At 73.4% G+C, this 17944-nt stretch carries 15 protein-coding genes; 6 read left to right on the top strand and 9 right to left on the bottom strand.

Features of this window, described 5'->3' with window-relative positions:
• Nucleotides 1–288: 288 nt before the first annotated feature.
• The 3 genes from JAO84_RS17600 (at nucleotide 289) to JAO84_RS17590 (ending at nucleotide 4127) form a co-directional block, all read left to right on the top strand.
• Complete coding sequence (locus tag JAO84_RS17600) at nucleotides 289–1971, top strand: molybdopterin-binding protein (RefSeq protein WP_370413743.1); 1683 nt, start codon at nucleotides 289–291, stop codon at nucleotides 1969–1971.
• Complete coding sequence (locus tag JAO84_RS17595) at nucleotides 1959–3053, top strand: TrkA family potassium uptake protein (protein WP_370413742.1); 1095 nt, start codon at nucleotides 1959–1961, stop codon at nucleotides 3051–3053. Before JAO84_RS17600 ends, JAO84_RS17595 begins: the two co-directional genes overlap by 13 nt.
• A gap of 87 nt (nucleotides 3054–3140) precedes the next feature.
• Nucleotides 3141–4127, top strand: coding sequence for an NAD(P)H-quinone oxidoreductase (locus JAO84_RS17590; RefSeq protein ID WP_265861507.1), 987 nt, complete (start codon nucleotides 3141–3143; stop codon nucleotides 4125–4127).
• A gap of 111 nt (nucleotides 4128–4238) precedes the next feature.
• Here JAO84_RS17590 and JAO84_RS17585 read toward each other — a convergent pair whose 3' ends face one another.
• The 5 genes from JAO84_RS17585 to JAO84_RS17565 all read right to left on the bottom strand — a co-directional run bounded on the left by JAO84_RS17585 (nucleotide 4239) and on the right by JAO84_RS17565 (nucleotide 9675).
• Entirely contained in the window at nucleotides 4239–4787 is a 549-nt protein-coding gene (locus JAO84_RS17585; RefSeq protein ID WP_370413741.1) for a bacterial proteasome activator family protein, read from the bottom strand.
• 155 nt (nucleotides 4788–4942) lie between these two features.
• On the bottom strand, nucleotides 4943–7813 hold the full coding sequence (locus tag JAO84_RS17580) for an FtsX-like permease family protein (RefSeq protein WP_370413740.1): 2871 nt from the start codon (nucleotides 7811–7813) through the stop codon (nucleotides 4943–4945).
• Nucleotides 7810–8550: an ABC transporter ATP-binding protein gene (locus tag JAO84_RS17575; protein WP_370413739.1), complete on the bottom strand. Its 741-nt coding sequence runs from the start codon at nucleotides 8548–8550 to the stop codon at nucleotides 7810–7812. The genes JAO84_RS17580 and JAO84_RS17575 overlap by 4 nt, the downstream gene beginning before the upstream one ends.
• Nucleotides 8551–8725: 175 nt before the next feature.
• Nucleotides 8726–9403, bottom strand: a complete 678-nt coding sequence (locus JAO84_RS17570) for a PadR family transcriptional regulator (RefSeq protein WP_370413738.1) — start codon at nucleotides 9401–9403, stop codon at nucleotides 8726–8728.
• A gap of 107 nt (nucleotides 9404–9510) precedes the next feature.
• Complete coding sequence (locus tag JAO84_RS17565) at nucleotides 9511–9675, bottom strand: hypothetical protein (protein WP_265861511.1); 165 nt, start codon at nucleotides 9673–9675, stop codon at nucleotides 9511–9513.
• 109 nt (nucleotides 9676–9784) lie between these two features.
• Here JAO84_RS17565 and JAO84_RS17560 point away from each other — a divergent pair, with 109 nt between their 5' ends.
• Complete coding sequence (locus JAO84_RS17560) at nucleotides 9785–10249, top strand: hypothetical protein (RefSeq protein ID WP_370413737.1); 465 nt, start codon at nucleotides 9785–9787, stop codon at nucleotides 10247–10249.
• Nucleotides 10250–10415: 166 nt separating this feature from the next.
• Here the strand turns inward: JAO84_RS17560 and JAO84_RS17555 are convergent, their stop codons facing one another.
• On the bottom strand, nucleotides 10416–12047 hold the full coding sequence (locus JAO84_RS17555) for a protein kinase (RefSeq protein ID WP_370413736.1): 1632 nt from the start codon (nucleotides 12045–12047) through the stop codon (nucleotides 10416–10418).
• A gap of 275 nt (nucleotides 12048–12322) precedes the next feature.
• Between JAO84_RS17555 and JAO84_RS17550 the strand changes: the two genes are divergently transcribed.
• On the top strand, nucleotides 12323–14026 hold the full coding sequence (locus JAO84_RS17550; protein WP_370413735.1) for a protein kinase: 1704 nt from the start codon (nucleotides 12323–12325) through the stop codon (nucleotides 14024–14026).
• 13 nt (nucleotides 14027–14039) lie between these two features.
• On the opposite strand, the gene JAO84_RS17545 is transcribed toward JAO84_RS17550, so the two are convergent.
• From JAO84_RS17545 to JAO84_RS17535, 3 genes are all read right to left on the bottom strand, one after another.
• The gene (locus JAO84_RS17545) at nucleotides 14040–15089 is read right to left on the bottom strand and encodes a phosphotransferase (RefSeq protein ID WP_370413734.1); all 1050 of its coding nucleotides are present in this window, start codon (nucleotides 15087–15089) and stop codon (nucleotides 14040–14042) included.
• A 15-nt stretch (nucleotides 15090–15104) separates the two neighbouring features.
• Nucleotides 15105–15614, bottom strand: a complete 510-nt coding sequence (locus JAO84_RS17540) for a pyridoxamine 5'-phosphate oxidase family protein (protein WP_370413733.1) — start codon at nucleotides 15612–15614, stop codon at nucleotides 15105–15107.
• Nucleotides 15615–15766: 152 nt separating this feature from the next.
• Entirely contained in the window at nucleotides 15767–16426 is a 660-nt protein-coding gene (locus tag JAO84_RS17535; protein ID WP_265861520.1) for a response regulator transcription factor, read from the bottom strand.
• Between the two features lie 340 nt (nucleotides 16427–16766).
• On the opposite strand from JAO84_RS17535, the gene pdhA reads away from it, so the two are divergent.
• Nucleotides 16767–17942 carry a pyruvate dehydrogenase (acetyl-transferring) E1 component subunit alpha gene (gene pdhA, locus JAO84_RS17530; protein ID WP_370413732.1) on the top strand — a complete coding sequence of 392 codons (1176 nt, stop codon included), beginning with the start codon at nucleotides 16767–16769 and terminating at the stop codon, nucleotides 17940–17942.
• Nucleotides 17943–17944 lie beyond the last annotated feature (2 nt).

Genomic DNA, 17944 nt, shown 5'->3' with positions numbered 1-17944 from the left:
CTTGCCGAGGCTGGCGACTCTGCCGGCCCTGTGCCCCCGGCACCTTCCGACGCACGTATGACGGGCGAGGCTCCCGGCCCAGCCGAGGCTGTGGGCCCTGGCGATGGCGTGGCCCCCGCGCCGCAGGCACCCGGCGTGCCCGCGCGCGGTGAGGGCGCTGAGCCTGTCGGCCCTGCCCGCCCCGTGCCTCCGGAGCTCTCCGGCGCTCCCGCGCCTGGCACGGCCGACGAGCCGGTCGGCCCCTCCGGCCCTGGCCGCCCCGCCGCTTCCGCGGGTCCGGGGCCTCGCGTGCCGCAGGCGCCCACCGGCACCCCGGCCGCCGTCGGCGCCAAGGCCGACCCGGCCACCCCCGCGCCGCAGGCGCCGCAGGCGCCCACCGACACCACGGCTGCCGTCGGCGCCCCGGTGCCCCCCGCCGCGCAGGCGCCGTCCGGCGCACGCGCCTCTGGCTCGGCTGATGAGCCGTTGGGCCCCTCCGGCCCCGGCCGCCCTGCCGCTTCCGCGGGTCCGGAGCCTCGCGCGCCGAAGGCGCCGCCTGGTGCCCCGGTGCCTGGCAAGGCCCCCGACCCGGCGAACCCCGTGCCGAAGGCGCCCACCGGCACCCCGACCGCCGTCGGCGCCAAGGCCGACCCGGCCACCCCCGCGCCGCAGCCGCCCCCGGCGCCTCCCGGTGCCCCCGTGCCCGGCAAGGCAGCCGATCCGGCGCCCCCCGCCACCCCCGCGCCCCACACCGAGCGCCACCAAGCCACCCCCTGGCCCGAGGCGCGTGCCGTTGCCGCGCGGGCCGGGGCAGAGGCCGCGCGGGCGGAGACGGCGAGGCAGCCCGCGCCAGTGCCGTTGGAGCGGGCGCTGGGGCGGGTGTTGGCGGAGCCGTTGCGGGCGCTGACGGATCTGCCGTCGTTCGATACGTCCGCGATGGACGGTTGGGCGGTCGCGGGGCCGGGGCCGTGGTGGGTCGATGCCGAGGGCGCGGTGCTTGCCGGGCATGCCGGGGCGGGCGAGCTCGCGGACGGGGACGCCGTGCGGATCGCCACGGGGGCCCGGGTGCCGGCCGGGGCGACCGCTGTGGTGCGCAGTGAGCACGCGCGCGCCGGGACCGATGGACGGCTGCACGCGCTGCGCACGGTGACGCATGGTCAGGACATCCGGCCGCGCGGTCAGGAGTGCCGCACCGGTGACCGGCTGCTGCCCGCGGGCGGCACCGTGACGCCCGCCGTGCTCGGCCTGGCCGCCGCGGCGGGTTACGACGAGCTGACCGTGCATCCGCGCCCCCGGGTGGAGGTGCTGGTCCTCGGCGATGAGCTGCTCACCGCCGGACTGCCGCACGAGGGCCTGATCCGGGACGCACTGGGGCCGCTGCTGGGGCCCTGGCTGGGCGGGCTCGGTGCCGAGGTCCTTGGCACCCGGCGGATCGGTGACGACGCCGAGGCCCTGTACGCGGCCGTCACCGGCTCCGCCGCCGACGTCGTGGTCACCACCGGCGGGACCGCCGCCGGGCCCGTCGACCATGTGCACCCGGTGCTCGCCAAGGCCGGCGCGACCCTGCTGGTCGACGGCGTGAAGGTGCGCCCCGGCCACCCCATGCTGCTCGCCGCGCTCCCCGGCGCCCGCCATCTGGTGGGCCTGCCCGGCAATCCGCTGGCCGCCGTGTCCGGGCTGCTGACGCTGGCCGAGCCGCTGCTGCGCGCGCTCGCCGGGCGGCCGGCCCCCGCCCCGTACCGCGTCGAGGTACGCGAGGAGATCCAGGGGCACCCGTACGACACCCGGCTCGTTCCGGTCGTCCGCGACGGCGGCGAGGCCGTGCCGCTGCGTTACCACGGGCCCGCGATGCTGCGGGGGATCGCCGCCGCCGACGGCATGGCCGTCGTGCCGCCCGGGGGCGCCGCCGCCGGGCAGACGCTGCAGGTGCTCGACCTGCCCTGGCCCGCCGGACCTCTCGGGTCGGCGGACGAAGGAGCATGTTTCACGTGAAACTTCCCAGCCGGGACGCGATGGCGCGCCAGGCCGACGAGCGCGTGTCGGGCCCCCGGGTCCAGTTGCCCCGGAGGGTGGTTCAGAAGCCGCTCCGCCAGGTCGGCAAGCGCCTCCTCATGGCGCTCGGCGTGCTGGTCGTCACCGTCCTCATCGTCTACGCCGACCGGGGCGGCTACCACGACAACGCCAACGGCACGCTCGACTTCCTCGACTGCGCCTACTACGCGACCGTCACCCTCTCCACCACGGGCTACGGCGACATCGTCCCGTACAGCGACTCGGCGCGGCTCGCGAACATCCTGCTGGTCACGCCACTGCGCGTGCTGTTTCTGATCATCCTGGTCGGCACCACCCTCGAGGTCCTCACGGAGCGGACCCGGGAGGAGTTCCGGCTGAACCGCTGGAGGGCCACCTTGCGCGAGCACACCGTCATCGTCGGTTTCGGCACCAAGGGGCGCTCGGCGATCCAGACGCTGTGCGCGACCGGACTGCGCAAGGACCAGATCGTCATCGTCGACCCCTCGACGAAGGTGATCGAGGCGGCCAACGCCGACGGGTTCGTCGGCGTCCTCGGCGACGCCACCCGCAGCGATGTGCTGCTCCGCGCCGAGGTGCAGAAGGCCCGTCAGATCGTCATCGCCACCCAGCGCGACGACACCGCCGTCCTGGTCACCCTGACGGCCCGCCAGCTCAACCGGGGCGCGAAGATCGTCGCCGCGGTCCGCGAGGAGGAGAACGCGCCGCTGCTGCGCCAGTCCGGCGCGGACGCCGTGATCACCAGCGCCAGCGCCGCCGGCCGGCTGCTCGGTCTGTCGGTGCTCAGCCCCAGCGCGGGCACGGTGATGGAGGACCTGATCCAGCAGGGCTCCGGGCTCGACCTGGTCGAACGCCCGGTGACCAAGGCCGAGGCAGGCCGCAGCGTCCGGGAGACCGAGGACCTGGTGGTGAGCGTGCTGCGCGGCCACCGGCTGCTCGGTTACGACGACCCCGCCGCCAGCCCGCTCCAGCTCACCGACCGGGTGATCACCATCGTGCGGGCCACGTCCGTCACCCCGCTCACCACGCCCGACGAGGACTGACCCCGAGCCTCACGGCCCCGCTCGCCCTGCCTCGCCTCGCCCGCCTCGCCCCGCCCCGCCGCCGGGTCCCGGAGTAGCCTCGCCGGCATGCATGCGATCACGATTCCGGAACCCGGCGGGCCCGAGGCGCTGGTCTGGGCCGAGGTGCCCGATCCCGTCCCCGCCGAGGGCGAAGTGCTCGTCGAGGTGGTGGCGAGCGCCGTCAACCGTGCCGATCTGCTCCAGCGCCAGGGCTTCTACGACCCGCCGCCCGGCAGCTCCCCGTACCCCGGTCTCGAGTGCGCGGGCCGGATCGCCGCGCTCGGCCCCGGCGTCTCCGGCTGGGCCGTCGGCGACGAGGTGTGCGCGCTGCTCGTCGGCGGCGGTTACGCCGAGAAGGTGGCCGTGCCCGTCGGGCAGTTGCTGCCCCGGCCGGAGGGCGTGGACCTGGTGACGGCCGCCGCGCTGCCCGAAGTGGCCTGCACGGTCTGGTCGAACGTCTTCATGCTCGCCCATCTGCGGCCCGGCGAGACACTTCTGGTGCACGGCGGCGCGAGCGGCATCGGCACCATGGCGATCCAGCTGGCCAAGGCGGTCGGCGCGCGGGTCGCCGTCACCGCCGGCGGACCCGAGAAGCTGGCCCGCTGCGCCGAGTTGGGCGCCGACATCCTCATCGACTACCGCGAGCAGGACTTCGTCGAGGAGCTGCACAAGGCGACCGACGGGGCAGGGGCGGACGTCATCCTGGACATCGTCGGCGCCAAGTACCTGGACCGGAACATCAAGGCCCTCGCGGTCAACGGCCGCCTGGTCGTCATCGGTCTGCAGGGCGGCGTCAAGGGCGAGCTCAACCTGGCCGCCCTGATGGCCAAGCGCGCCGCGGTCCTCGCGACCACCCTGCGCGCCCGCCCGGCGGCGGAGAAGGCGGCCGTGGTCGCCGCCGTCCGCGAGCACGTCTGGCCCCTGATCACCGCGGGCACCGTCACCCCGGTCGTGGACCGCACCCTGCCGCTGACGGACGCCGCCGAGGCCCACCGGGTCGTCGAGGCGAGCGGCCACGTCGGCAAGGTGCTGCTGCTCGCCCCGAAGGCCTGAACGCCCTCGCGCCCGACGAAGGCCTGACCAGGGCCGGATGCATATCCGAGGGGCCCGGTACGAGCGGCTTCCACCGCCCGTACCGGGCCCCTCGGGCATGACGTAGGAGACCTACAGGTACGGCCCCGAGCCGACCGCGCGCCCGCGCTGCGGGCCGTCGTCGTCATCGTCGTGCGGCGCGCCGGGCGGCAGCGCGCGGCGCATCTGCTCCAACTGGGCGCGGGCCGCCATCTGCTGGGCGAACAGCGCCGTCTGGATGCCGTGGAAGAGGCCTTCGAGCCAGCCGACCAACTGGGCCTGCGCGATGCGCAGTTCCGAGTCGGAGGGGATGGCCTCGTCGGTGAACGGCAGGGAGAGCCGCTCCAGTTCCTCCACGAGCTCCGGAGCGAGTCCGTCCTCCAGCTCCTTCACCGAGCTGGCGTGGATCTCCTTGAGCCGTACGCGGCTGGCCTCGTCGAGAGGTGCCGCTCTGACCTCCTCCAGAAGCTGCTTGATCATGCTGCCGATCCGCATGACCTTCGCAGGCTGCTCGACCATTTCCGTCACCGGGACCTCGCGGGATTCGTCGTCACCCTGAGGGCCGCCGAGCGCCATCCCGTCCTGGCCCACGATGAGGACCTGGGGGCTCTCCTGCGACCTGTCATTCCTCGGCATCTCCATGCCGCCATTCTCTCGCACATACGCCTCATCACACGGTGTGCCCCCGGAGGAGGGTGATCCACCCTCCTCCGGGGGCACAACATCGCGAAGGAACCCGCGAAGGAACCCGCGAAGGAACCCGCGAACGAACCCGCGATTGAACCCGCGAACGAACCTCAGTGCGCGGCGCGGCGGGCCAGCGCCCCGCGGGAGCGGGTCACCAGGGCCGCGAGGAGCGCGGCGCCGAGCGGGACGGCCACCAGGAGCGCGGCGAGCGTCTCCCAGGGCACGACGATCGGCATGACCGGCGGCCCGTCGGAGCTGCCCCAGCCCTCGGCAAGGCTCTGCTCGTAGAAGCGCACCGCCTCCCGCTCCTCCGTGAGCCGGAGTCCGATGGCGGGCAGCACACCGGCGGCGGAGCCGAGGACGACGCCCATCGCGGCGACGACTCCGCACTGGAAGCCGCTGAGGGTGCGGCGCACCCGGGGCGGGGCGCCGACCGCGGACAGGGTCTTCAGATCGGCCTCGGCGTCGGCCTGGGCGAGGCCGGTGGCGATGCCGGCCGCGCCGATGGTGACCAGGCCGGCGAAGACGGTCAGCGCGAGCAGCACCAGGCTGTTCTTGCTGACGTAGCCCTCCTCCAGGGTGAGGTCGACCTCGCTGCCCAGCTTGGCGATCTCGCCGTCGAGCTTCTGCCGCTGCTCGGTGCTCGGCAGCCGGTCGGTGGTGAAGTACGCGCCCATGGGGACGGTCGTCAGTCCGGCGGCCTTGGCGGCGGCGGGGGTGAGGATGCTCTGCACGCCGTACGAGAGCGGCTCGCCGGGCACCTGGTAGGCGGGCAGCGACCGGATCTCGCCGGGCAGCGGCTTGTGCTCCTGGCCGGCCTTGTCGTAGGCCTCCAGGTCGGTGATCAGGCGGATGCCGACGGTGTCGTTCTTCTTGTCGACCTGCGGGGCGCTGAAGCTGACCAGCTTCCCGTCGGCGAGGGCCTTGGCGGCGCCCGGGTCGGTGATGCCGAGGACCTTCAGGATCGGGGCGTCCGCGATGAGCATGTTGCCCTCGACGTACACGCCGTCGCCCCGCATGCCCTTGCAGCGCCAGTCGTCCTGGAGCAGCTTGGTCCGCTGCGCGGGGGTGAAGCGCTCGGAGGGGTCGGACCCGTCCGGCGTCTCCACCCAGAGCGGGCACTCGTTGGCCTTGGGGATGACGATCTCGAAGCGGCCGCAGCCCTTGCCGCCGCCCCAGGGGGCGCAGCCCGGCTTGCCGACGGCGATCCGGGACACGTCGACCCGGCTGTCGACGGGGAAGAAGCGCTGCACCGCCTCGCGGACGGCCGGCGCGTCCCGCCCGCCCTCCTCGGTGACGATCGCGGCGACCGCCCCGAACGGCAGCTTCGGCTGGTACTCGTTCAGCCCCTGGGCGTCGCGGCTCGCGGCGTACGTGGAGACGGCGACGGTGCCCGCGACGGCCGCCAGGACGGCGGCGACGGCGGGAGCCGTGCGGCCCCGGTTGCGCACCGCGTCGCGCAGCGCGAGCCGCGGCGACAGCGGCAGCCAGCGCCCGCCGCGCCCGAACAGGCCGACCAGGGCCGGGGTCAGGGCGACCACGCCCAGCTCGGCGAGGGCCGAGCCGGCCGCGACGATGAGGACCTGGTCGGTGACGACCGAGCCGTACAGGGCGATCGAGGCGCCGAGGGCGACGGCGATCAGACCGAGGACGGGCAGCACCCGGCTGGAGCGGCGGACGCCGCGGCGGCCGGTGAGGGAGGCGAGGACGGTCTGCCGGGAGGCGGTGACCGCCGGGACGATCGCGGAGAGCAGACCGGTCAGGACGGCGAGCGCGGCGATGCCGAGCAGTTCGAGCGGCCGGATGGTGAAGCCGCCGAACCGCTGCCCCATGTACTCCTCCAGGAGCGGCCGGAGCGCGAAGGTGAGGAGCAGCGCGAGGACCGTGCCGACGAGGGCCGCGGCGACACCGATGACCAGGCCGCCGCTGAGCACGATGGCCCGGATGTGGCTGCGGTTGCCGCCGTTGGCGCCGACCAGACCGAGCTGGCGGCGGGAGCGGCGGGCACCGACGGCGAAGGCGGGGCCGGCCAGGAGGCAGATCTCCAGCATCGCGAGGCCGACCACGGTGGCGACGGCGGCCAGTGCGGCGGCGGTGCCCGCGGCGCTGTCCTCGTAGCGGTGGAAGTCGTCACGCTGGTAGAGCGGGACCTCGGAGTCGGCGGGCGGGTCGAGGACGACCGCCCGCGACACGACCATGACGCCCTTCTTGTTGATCTCCTGGACCATGTTCCACGTGAAACCACCGGACCTCGTCACCAGATAGGTGGTGGTGACATCGGGCCTCGGACTGCCGGCCTTCTCGACGGCGGCCGCGTACGGCGCGAGGAACGCTCCCGGCAGGGCGTTGACCTGCTCGGTCTTGAGGTCGCTGGGCAGCTCGTAGGCGCCGGTGATCCGGTACTCGCGGTCGAAACCGCGGGCGGTGAGGGTCGAGCCGACGGTGAGGCCGCTGCTCTTCAGGAACGCGGTGCTCGCGGCCAGTTCGTCGTTCTTCTCCGGGAAGCTGCCCTCGGTGAGGGTCATGATGCCGCGCGCCATCGGGTCGGCGGCCTTCAGCTCACGGATCTGGGTCTGCAGCAGACCGTGCGTGGTGGTCAGCTTGGCAGTGCCGTCGGTGTCGGTGAGGACCGTCGAACCGGCCGGAATGGCCTTGGCGACATCGGTCGGACCGCTGGGCCAGGGCTTGTCGGTCTTGGCGAAGTCCTCGACGGGGGTGTTCTGCTCGCCCTTGGGGTCCTGGAGGATCGGCACCCCGGCCATCTGGGCGTCCGTCAGCTGTGCGTCGGCGGCGCCTATGGAGCGCTCCAGGCTTTGCTCGGCGCTGAGTTCGGAGCTGCGCATGGTCAGCTGGAAGGCGCTCACTCCGAGGATCGGCAGGGCGATCATGGCGAGGACGAGGAAGCTGCGGCCCTTGGAGCGCCAGGCGTCACGGCGGGCGATGCGGACCGCGGCCCGCCAGGAGTGGAACCAGGTCGTCACTGCTGCGCCGCCTGGCCGGTCAGGAGCGAGTCGGCCTCGCTGCGTACGGTCTGGTCGACGACGGAGCCGTCCCGCAGGAACACCACGCGGTCGGCCCAGGCGGCGAACCGCGGCTCGTGGGTGACCAGGATGCCCGCGGCACCCGCGTCGCAGCGGGAGCGGAGCAGCGCGAGCACCGACTCGCCGGTCTCGGAGTCGAGGGCGCCGGTGGGCTCGTCGGCGAGGACGAGCCGGCGGTCGCCGACCAGGGCGCGGGCGATGGCCACCCGCTGCTGCTGGCCGCCGGACATCTCGTCGGGGAAGCGGTCGGCGAGATGGCCGAGGTCCATCTCGGCGAGGGCGGCGAGGGCCTCGGTGCGGGCCTTGCGGGCGGAGATCCCGTCCAGCTCGCGGGGCAGGGCCACGTTCTCGGCGGCGGTGAGGGCCGGGATGAGGTTGTAGTCCTGGAAGACGTAGCCGATGCTGCGGCGGCGCAGCGCGGCGAGCTCCTTGCGGCCGACGGTGGTGATGTCGGTGCCCTCGACGACGACCTGGCCGGAGCTCGGGGTGTCGAGGCCGCCGGCGATGGTCAGCAGCGTCGACTTGCCGGAGCCCGACGGGCCCATGACGGCGACGAGTTCGCCGGGGTAGACGTCGAGGTCGACGCCGCGCAGGGCGTGCACCTCCGTGGCGCCCGAGCCGTGGACTCGGGTGAGGTTCTGCAGGCGCAGCACGGGCTGCTGCTGGGCGGTGGTCATGGAATCCCCCTCGGGCGTACGCCGGCGAACAGCCGTCTGCGGAGCGGCCGCTGACGGCGCCGGACGTACGTACGGTCTGGGTCTCGATCGAAATCGGACGATCTGGATGGGACGGTCGGACTGGGTGGGTCGGACTGGCTGGGGCGGACTGAAGCTCGGTGGGTACGGCGCCGGGTCAGCGGCGCCGCGCGGTGCCGGTGCGCTGTGCGGCGGCGGCCCCCGTGGCGGGCCCGGCGGCGGCGTCGGCCGCTCCCCCTGCCGGGCCCGGGGACCCCGCCGCGTCACCCCTGGCCGCGGCGGCCGCGGCCGCCGCCGAGAGGCGGATCAGCCGCGCCTCGCAGTGGTCGAGCCAGCGCGCCTCGGCCTCGGTCTGGAAGATCAGCTGCTCCAGGACCAGGAGCCAGGCGACGTCGTCGCGCTCCTGGGCCCCACCCCGCTCCACGGCGGTGATCGCCTGCGCCTTGAGCCGGGTGTAGTCCTGCATGGCCTTCACCGTGTGGCGGCGCTGCGACTGGATGACGTCGCGGATGTCGACCCCGGACGCCCCGACGGCCATGGCGAGCTTGATGGCCAGCTCGTCACGGGCCGGACTGGTGCGGTCCACCGGGTTCTCGAACCAGCTGCGCAGCTCGCCGCGACCGTGGTCGGTGATCGCGTAGAGCGCGTGGCCGGCCTCGTCCTCCCCGTCCTGGACGACCATCCCGTCCCGTTCGAGCCGGTTGAGGGTCGTGTAGACCTGGCCCACGTTGAGCGGCCAGGTGGAACCGGTGCGGGACTCGAACTCGGTGCGGAGCTGCGAGCCGTAGCGCGGACCGCGTTCGAGGAGGGCGAGAAGCCCGTGGCGGATCGACATACCGAGTATGTATACCGAGTAAGTCGACGGGGACAAGCGCCGGGAGACGGATCCGGAAGGTCCGACTCAAGGGGGACCCGGCGGTCCTGGCCGGCCCCGGCGGGGGCTCAGCGGCGCCGCATCCGGATCCCGAGGAACCCGATGCCGAGACCGACCAGGGCGAGCCCGACGCCCAGGGTGAGCACGGGAATCCGCCGGTCGGAGAGGTGTGCGGCGGTCTCCGTGCCGATCCCCGCGCCGGCCGCCGGAAGCTGCTCGGGCGGAGTCGGCACGGCTGGTGCGTCCGTCTCCGGTACGACGCCGTCGGTGCCGTCGGCGCTCGATTCCGGCTCCTCTTCTGTTGCCGTTTTGGTACGAGCGGGGTCGGCCGGGCTCGCCGGCGTGGCCTCCGCGGGGGCGGCGGGCCGCCCGGGCCGCTCCCGGCCCTCCCCCGCCGCGCGCCCCGCGAGGGAGGCGGAGCCGCTGGGCTCGGCCGGCTCGGAGGGCGAGGCGGGCGCGCCGCCGGACCCGGCGGAGGCGGAAGCGGACGCGGAGGCGGAGGCGGTGGGGCCGGGCGCCCCGGCGGTCCCGGAGGGCGTGGCGGAACCGCTCGGCGAGGGCCCGGGCCTGGGGGAGCGGGTCGCGGAGGGCGGGGCGGAGGGCCGTACGGAGCCGCTCGGCGAGGGGGTGGAGGTGGGCGTGCCGGGGGACGGGCTCGGGGCCGTCGCCGTGCGCGAGGGGGTGGACGTGGCCCCCGCCCCCGCCTCGGCCCCGTACGCCGGTGCCACCGCGCCCGCCGCCAGCCAGCAGGCGAGGACGGGCGCGAACGCCCGCGCACGAGGACCTGATCCTGGAGTCACCGGGTGACCCCCTCCCGTACCGAGCCGCCGAGTCGAGTTGTTCAACTCAGCGTCACATGTCGGGACAAAGTAGGCATCCCGGACACGTCCGGTCGGGGCCCCGCAGTCGCGGGACCCCAGGTCGGACGGCTACCGGACGGCTACCGGACGGCTGCCGGACCGCTATCGGGCTGCTACTGCGGCTGGTCGCCGGTGGAGACCTCGAGGTTGAACTCGGCGTCGTCCTTGCTGATGTCCGTGCCCTGGCGCGGGTACTGCGTCATGACCGTGCCCTGGCCGTAGGTGGCCTCGTCGATCGACGACTCCGCCTTGATCTTCCAGCCGGCGGCCTGGATGCACGCCTTCACCGACTCGATGTTCTTGTAGGTGAAGTCCGGCACCTCGAACTTGCTCGGGTCGCTGCTCGCCTCGCGCGGCTCGGTGCACTTCTTGGTGTCGATGGTCTTGCTGTAGTCCGGGCCCTTGTGGCCGGGCGCGCTGCTGGCGCTCTGGCTCGGGTCCGTACCGCCGCCGCCCTCGGTGCCGCCCGGGTCGCGGTTCATCAGCGCGATGCCGGTGACGGTGCCGGCCACGACGACCAGCGCGACCGCGGCGGCGAGGATCTTGTTGCGGTTCCCGCCGCCGGTGGCGCCCGTGTGCGACTGGACCGTGTACGGGCCGGGCGCGGGCGTCGGGACGGGCGCCGGGGTCTGGTAGACGGGCGCCGGGGCCGGGGTCGGGGCCTGCGGATACCCGTAGGAGGGGGCCGGGGTCGGAACGCCGTACGGACCGGGCTGCGGGGTGTGCGGCATCGGCGCCTGGTACGGGGTCTGCATGCCGTGCGTGGACGGCGGCGGGGTCTGGCCGACCGGCGGGAAGACCGCCGAGCCGACGCCCGAACCGCTCTGCACCGGGCCGCCCGCGACGATCATCGGCGCGCCGGTCTGCCCGGCCGACAGCACCCGCAGGCACTCGTCGCGCATCGCGGCGGCGCTCGGGAAGCGCTCGTTCGGGTTCTTCTTCAGGGCGCGGGCGACCAGCGCGTCCATCGCCGGGGTCACCGAGCGGTTCACCGTGGACGGCGCGACCGGCTCCTCCTGCACGTGCGCGTAGGCGATCGCCAGCGGCGAGTCCGCGTCGAACGGCAGCCGGCCCGTGAGCAGCTGGAACAGCATGATGCCGACCGAGTACAGGTCGGAGCGGGCGTCGACGCCGCGGCCCAGGGCCTGCTCGGGGGAGAGGTACTGCGGGGTGCCGACGACCATGCCGGTCTGGGTCATCGAGGTGACGCCGGACTGCATGGCGCGGGCGATGCCGAAGTCCATGACCTTGACCACGCCGCGCTTGGTCATCATCACGTTGCCCGGCTTGATGTCCCGGTGGACCAGGCCCATCTCGTGGCTGGTCTCCAGGGCCGCGAGCACGTCCGCGGTGACCTTCAGCGCCTTGTCGGCCGGCATCGCGCCGTACTGCTGCACGTCCGCGGCGAGCACCGAGCCGAGCGGCTGGCCCTCCACGTACTCCATGACGATGTACGGCATGACGGCGCCGTCGAGGGCGTCCTCGCCGGTGTCGAAGACCGACACGATGTTGGTGTGCGACAGCTTGGCGACGGCCTGCGCCTCGCGGCGGAAGCGTTCGCGGAACGACTGTTCGCGGCCGAGCTCGGTGTGCAGCGTCTTGATCGCGACCTGACGGTCGAGCGCGCTGTCGTACGCGAGGTAGACGGACGCCATGCCGCCTTCGCCGAGCAGGTCGCGCAGCTGGTACCGGCCGCCCGCGACCGAACCGCCCGCATAGCGGCCCTGTGCGCCGTCCTGGCTCATCTCGTGCTTCCCCCTACGCGCGCGTGGCGACGCTGATCCGGAATTTCCTGGCCAAGTCTGCCCGAGGGCAGTGACACGTCAAGCCGCGCCCCGGTTCGGTGCCCGTTCCGTGACCCTCCGCACAGCGAATGTCCCGGAAGCGTCACAGGAACGCCATGGATTTGCACAGGTGTACGTACAGGGAGTGGGATGGCCCATTCATCGCGGACCGTGATGTCGTACGGAGCCTGTAGCGTGACGACTGGACACGGCACAACAGACGACGGCGAGGACTGATGGCACCCGAATCCGAAGCTGGTGGCGGAGTGCCGGACGCGTCCGCCGAGTCCTGGGGCGTCGGGGGCGTGGTCGGCGACGGACGCTACCGGCTGACCCACCGTCTGGGCCGCGGCGGCATGGCCGAGGTGTTCGCCGCCGAGGACGTGCGGCTCGGCCGCACCGTCGCGGTGAAGCTGCTGCGCGCCGATCTCGCCGAGGACCCGGTCTCCAAGGCCCGCTTCACGCGCGAGGCGCAGTCGGTCGCCGGCCTCAACCACCACGCGATCGTGGCGGTGTACGACTCCGGCGAGGACTTCGTCGGCGGCCAGTCCGTGCCGTACATCGTGATGGAGCTGGTCGAGGGCCGCACCATCCGCGACCTGCTGATCAGCGCCGAGGCGCCCGGTCCCGAGCAGGCGCTCATCATCGTCTCCGGCGTCCTGGAGGCCCTGGCCTACTCCCACCAGCACGGCATCGTGCACCGGGACATCAAGCCGGCCAACGTGATCATCACCCACACCGGTGCGGTCAAGGTCATGGACTTCGGCATCGCGCGCGCCCTGCACGGCGCGCAGTCGACCATGACGCAGACCGGCATGGTCATGGGCACGCCGCAGTACCTCTCCCCCGAACAGGCGCTCGGCAAGGCCGTCGACCACCGTTCCGACCTGTACGCGACGGGCTGTCTGCTCTACGAACTCCTGGCGCTTCGGCCCCCGTTCACCGGCGAGACCCCGCTGTCGGTGGTCTACCAGCACGTCCAGGACGCGCCGATCCCGCCGTCCGACGTCGCGCAGGGCGCGCCGCCGGAGCTGGACGGCCTGGTGATGCGCTCGCTCGCGAAGGACCCGGACGACCGGTTCCAGAGCGCCGAGGAGATGCGCGGACTGATCCAGTACGGGCTGCAGATGCTCCAGGAGCAGGGCGGCCACACCGGCATGTGGAACACCGGCCCGGTCGAGACGCACGACGGCATGCACACGCCGGTCGGCGGCGTCGCCGCGACCTCGGTGCTCGGCCACCCCATGCACCACGAGACCGCGCAGGGCCCGATCCTGCCGCCGCGCAACCCCGAGGACGGCGCCGCGGGTTACGACGGCGGGCACGGCGGTTACGGACAGGACGGCGGCTACGGCGGCTACGCCGGGCAGGGCGGCAACGGGCACAAGAGCGGCCGCGGCAAGGCGCTGCTGTTCGTGGCGCTCGCGCTGATCGCGATCGTCGCGGGTGTCGCGTTCGCCCTCGACAAGGCCGGCGACAAGGGCGACGGCGGCAATACGAAGCAGCCGACGATCACCAACTCGCCGTCCCCTAAGGGTGATTCGCCGACCCCGTCGGACGAGCCGAGCGACGAGAGCGAGACGCCTGACGACTCGTCGAGCGGCGGCAACGACCAGCCGTGGACGCCGCCGACGAAGACGTGGACGCGCGAGCCGACGCAGGAGCCCACGAAGACGCAGGAGCCGACGACCGACCCGACGGACACGACGGACGGCGGTACGGGCACGAGCGACGGCGGCACGGAGGGTACGACGGAGGGCACCACCGAGGGCTCGTCCTCGGGTACGTCGACCGGGACCTCGACGGGGACGTCCACGGGCACCTCGACCGGCAGCTCGTCCGGCACGACCGGGACCTCCACGGGTACGTCCACCGGAACCTCCACGGGCACGTCCACCGGAACCTCGACCGGTACCTCCACCGGCACGACCGGCGGCTGATCCCCGACCGCCCTCACCCCGTGAACGCGTCGCGCACCGCCTCGTACTCACGGGTCCACCACACCGCCAGGGCCGACACCGCGGGAAACAGCGGGTCGGCCCTGTGGTCGTGCAGCTGGTAGCGCCAGCGCAGGGTCCAGAAGTCGTTGAGCCGCTCCCACCACACCCGCTCCACCGCGGCGGCCAGCTCGGCGCCGTCCGCGCCGGCCGCCCGGCGGTAGGCCCGCGCGTACGCCCGCACCTTGTCCAGGGCCAGCTCGCCCGCCGGCCGTACGAAGAAGATCGCGGCGGCCCGGACCGCCTCCTCGGCGCGGGGGCGCACCCCGAGCCGGTCCCAGTCGACGATCGCGGCCGGTTCGGCGCCCCGGTAGAGCAGGTTGAAGGGGTGGAAGTCGCCGTGCACCCAGCCGGTCGCGGCGGCGGCCGGCGGGCGGCGGTGGGCGTGCGCGGCGAGCAGCACCCGGCGTTCCAGCAGCCGGTGCTCGGCGAGCCCGTCGAAGCCGTCGCGCGGACGGCGGGCGCGGACCAGGCGGAGCAGCTCGTCGATGAGCCGGAAGGTGTCCTCGGGGCGGGCGCTCTCGTGGCCGTGGCCCCGGTCGGGGCCCGGGGACTCCGTGGGGGACCCCATGACCCGGTCGAGACCGGTGTGCACCCGGCCGAGGAGCCCGCCGAGCCGCCGGCAGCAGCCGGCCGACAGCTGGGCGCCGTCGCGGTGCCGGCCGTCGATCCAGGGGTGGAGGGCGTAGCAGCGGCCGCCGATGACGGCGACGGTGCGGCCGCGGCCGTCGGGCAGCGGCGGGGCGACGGGCAGGCCGAGGGCGTGCAGCCGCTGGGTGGCCCGGTGCTGGCGCACGATGGTGTCCCGGTCGGCGGTCCTGGCGTCCACGTGCTGCTTGAGGAAGTAGGCGCCGCGGGTGGTGGCGAGCCGGTAGCCGCGGTTGAGCAGGCCCTGGGCCACGGGCTGGCAGGACAGCGGCTCGCCGGCCGCGGGGTAGCGGCGCAGCAGGGCGCGTACGGGGGGAGCGGGGAGGCGCGAAGCCGGTGGTACAGATGAGCGCGGCACTCCGCAGATGTTAGATCACGCTACGTGGTGGAGCTGTCGCCCGGTGGAGCTCCCGGTGGAGCTCCCGCTGGAACTCCCGCTGGAGGGAGTGCTCTGGCCGGCCGGGTAGTCGAGGGTGTGCACCGTGACGAACTGCGGCTCGACGCGCATGTAGACCGGCTCGAAGGGCTCGCCGTCCACGGAGGTGGGCTCCGCGCCGAAGGCCGCGCGCTCCTCGGCGGTCGGTTCGACGATCTCGGCGGTGCCGGTGAACTGCACCGACCACAGCTGCTCCGCGCCCGAGTGGAGGTTGTCCGCGCCATACGCGACGACGCTGCCGTTGCAGGCCCGGTGGTAGCCGAGGCCCCGGTGCAGCCGGATCAGGACGCGGCCGTCGGCCACGACGTGGCGGGCCGGGGCGACGAAGGGCATCGCCCGCATGCTCGTGGCCAGCCGCCCGTACGCGACACGGTTCAGCAGCTCGACGGCACGGGTCTCCTCGCAGGACTGCTCGCGGGTCTCCTGGCGGGTCTCCTCGGTGGACATGGTTCCACTCTCCGCCACCGGCACCGTGCCGGAAAAGGGGCCCCTGCCCCGGTTCACGAGGACATAGGTCCCGAATGCGGGCCGGACGGCCCGGTCACACCCGTTCGGGTGACCCGGCCGGCCCGCCTTCCCGCCGGGAGCCCGGCGCCGCCTCAGCGCCGCTCGGCCTGCATCCGCGCCACGTACGCCGCGGCCTGCGAACGCCGCTCCATGCCCAGTTTCGACAGCAGGCTGGAGACATAGTTCTTGATCGTCTTCTCGGCGAGGTGGAGACGCTCGCCGATGGCCCGGTTGGTCAGGCCCTCGCCGATCAGATCGAGGATCTTGCGCTCCTGCTCGGTGAGGTGCGCGAGCCGGTCGTCGCCCTTCGGGCTGTTGCCGTCCCGCAGCCGCTCCAGGACCCGCGCCGTGGCCACCGGGTCGAGCAGCGACTTGCCCGCGGCGACGTCCCGGACCGCGTTCAGGAGCTCGTTGCCGCGGATGGCCTTGAGGACGTAACCCGAGGCCCCGGCCATGATCGCGTCGAAGAGGGCTTCGTCGTCCGCGTACGACGTGAGCATCAGGCACTTGATCGCATCGTTCTGGGAGCGGACCTCGCGGCACACCTCGACCCCGCTGCCGTCCGGGAGCCGGACGTCGAGCACGGCCACGTCGGGGCGGGTCGCGGGGATCCTGACCAGGGCGTCCGCGGCGGTGCCGGCCTCGCCGACCACCTCGATGTCGTCCTCCACGGAGAGCAGCTCGTGGACGCCGCGCCGCACGACTTCGTGATCGTCCAGCAGAAATACCCGGATTTTTCCTTCTTCGCTCACGCGGTCAGTCTCACATATTGGGTCTTCCGGCGCCCGGGGTGCGCGGGATAACGTGCCGGGTGTTCCGACGACGCCGTCGGGCGCTTGTCCATGCGCTGACCAGGGACGAGTCCCGCTTTTCTCGATTTACTTGGAAATCCAAGCAAAATTGCAGGTCAAGTGGGGTTTCGCGGAATTGTTGCGCTGTGGGTACGGTGCCTGTGACGGCGTACGCCGGGGCACCTGTCACGCCCGACCCCGGCCGCGTCGCACCCACCCCGTGCGAAGGGTACGGATAGGGCGGAGCCGCACTGGCCCACCGAGCGAACCCCGGGGGCCGGACCGACGGAGGAGCACGCACGTGACCGTGGAGAGCACTGCCGCGCGCAAGACGACGCGACGCAGCAGCGGCACCAAGCGCACCACCAGCGCGACCGCGAAGAAGGCGCAGGCCCCGCAGCAGACGGAGCCCGAGCTCATTCAGCTGCTGACGCCCGAGGGTGAGCGCGTCCATCACCCCGAGTACGACATCGACCTGAGCGCCGAGGAACTGCGCGGCCTCTACCGCGACATGGTGCTCACTCGCCGCTTCGACGCCGAGGCCACCGCCCTGCAGCGGCAGGGCGAGCTGGGCCTGTGGGCCTCGCTGCTCGGCCAGGAGGCCGCCCAGATCGGCTCCGGCCGCGCGCTGCGGGACGACGACTACGTCTTCCCGACCTATCGCGAGCACGGCGTCGCCTGGTGCCGCGGGGTCGACCCCACCAACCTCCTCGGCATGTTCCGCGGTGTGAACAACGGCGGCTGGGACCCCAACAGCAACAACTTCCACCTGTACACGATCGTCCTCGGCTCGCAGACCCTGCACGCCACCGGCTACGCCATGGGCGTCGCCAAGGACGGCACGGACTCCGCCGTGATCGCCTACTTCGGCGACGGCGCCTCCAGCCAGGGCGACGTCAACGAGGCGTTCGTCTTCTCCTCGGTCTACAACGCCCCGGTCGTGTTCTTCTGCCAGAACAACCAGTGGGCGATCTCCGAGCCCACCGAGAAGCAGACCCGCGTCCCGCTCTACCAGCGCGCCCGCGGCTTCGGCTTCCCCGGCGTCCGCGTCGACGGCAACGACGTCCTCGCCTGTCTGGCCGTGACCCGGTCGGCGCTCGAGCGCGCCCGCCGCGGCGAGGGCCCGACGCTCATCGAGGCGTTCACCTACCGCATGGCCGCCCACACCACCTCCGACGACCCGACCCGCTACCGCCGGGACACGGAGCGCGAGGCCTGGGAGGCCAAGGACCCGATCCTGCGCCTCAAGGCGTACCTGGAGAAGGAGGGCCACGCCGACGCCGCCTTCTTCGAGGCCCTGGAGACGGAGAGCGAGGAGCTCGGCAAGCACGTCCGCGAGGTCGTCCGCGCCATGCCCGTCCCGGACCACATGGCGATGTTCGACAACGTGTACGCGGACGGGCACGCGCTCGTCGACGAGGAGCGCGCCCAGTTCGCCGCCTACCAGGCGTCCTTCGAGGGCGGAGAGGCCGAGTAATC

Source organism: Streptomyces fradiae (assembly GCF_041270065.1).
GTDB lineage: Bacteria > Actinomycetota > Actinomycetes > Streptomycetales > Streptomycetaceae > Streptomyces.
This window is presented reverse-complemented; position numbering and strand designations above follow the sequence as displayed.

Coding starts and splice junctions, on each gene's coding strand:
- JAO84_RS17550 (WP_370413735.1), top strand. CDS start 12,323: ATGGCACCCGAATCCGAAGCTGGTGGCGGAGTGCCGGACGCGTCCGCC.
- JAO84_RS17585 (WP_370413741.1), bottom strand. CDS start 4,787: ATGGAGATGCCGAGGAATGACAGGTCGCAGGAGAGCCCCCAGGTCCTC.
- JAO84_RS17575 (WP_370413739.1), bottom strand. CDS start 8,550: ATGACCACCGCCCAGCAGCAGCCCGTGCTGCGCCTGCAGAACCTCACC.
- JAO84_RS17555 (WP_370413736.1), bottom strand. CDS start 12,047: ATGAGCCAGGACGGCGCACAGGGCCGCTATGCGGGCGGTTCGGTCGCG.
- JAO84_RS17540 (WP_370413733.1), bottom strand. CDS start 15,614: ATGTCCACCGAGGAGACCCGCCAGGAGACCCGCGAGCAGTCCTGCGAG.
- JAO84_RS17570 (WP_370413738.1), bottom strand. CDS start 9,403: ATGTCGATCCGCCACGGGCTTCTCGCCCTCCTCGAACGCGGTCCGCGC.
- JAO84_RS17590 (WP_265861507.1), top strand. CDS start 3,141: ATGCATGCGATCACGATTCCGGAACCCGGCGGGCCCGAGGCGCTGGTC.
- JAO84_RS17595 (WP_370413742.1), top strand. CDS start 1,959: ATGTTTCACGTGAAACTTCCCAGCCGGGACGCGATGGCGCGCCAGGCC.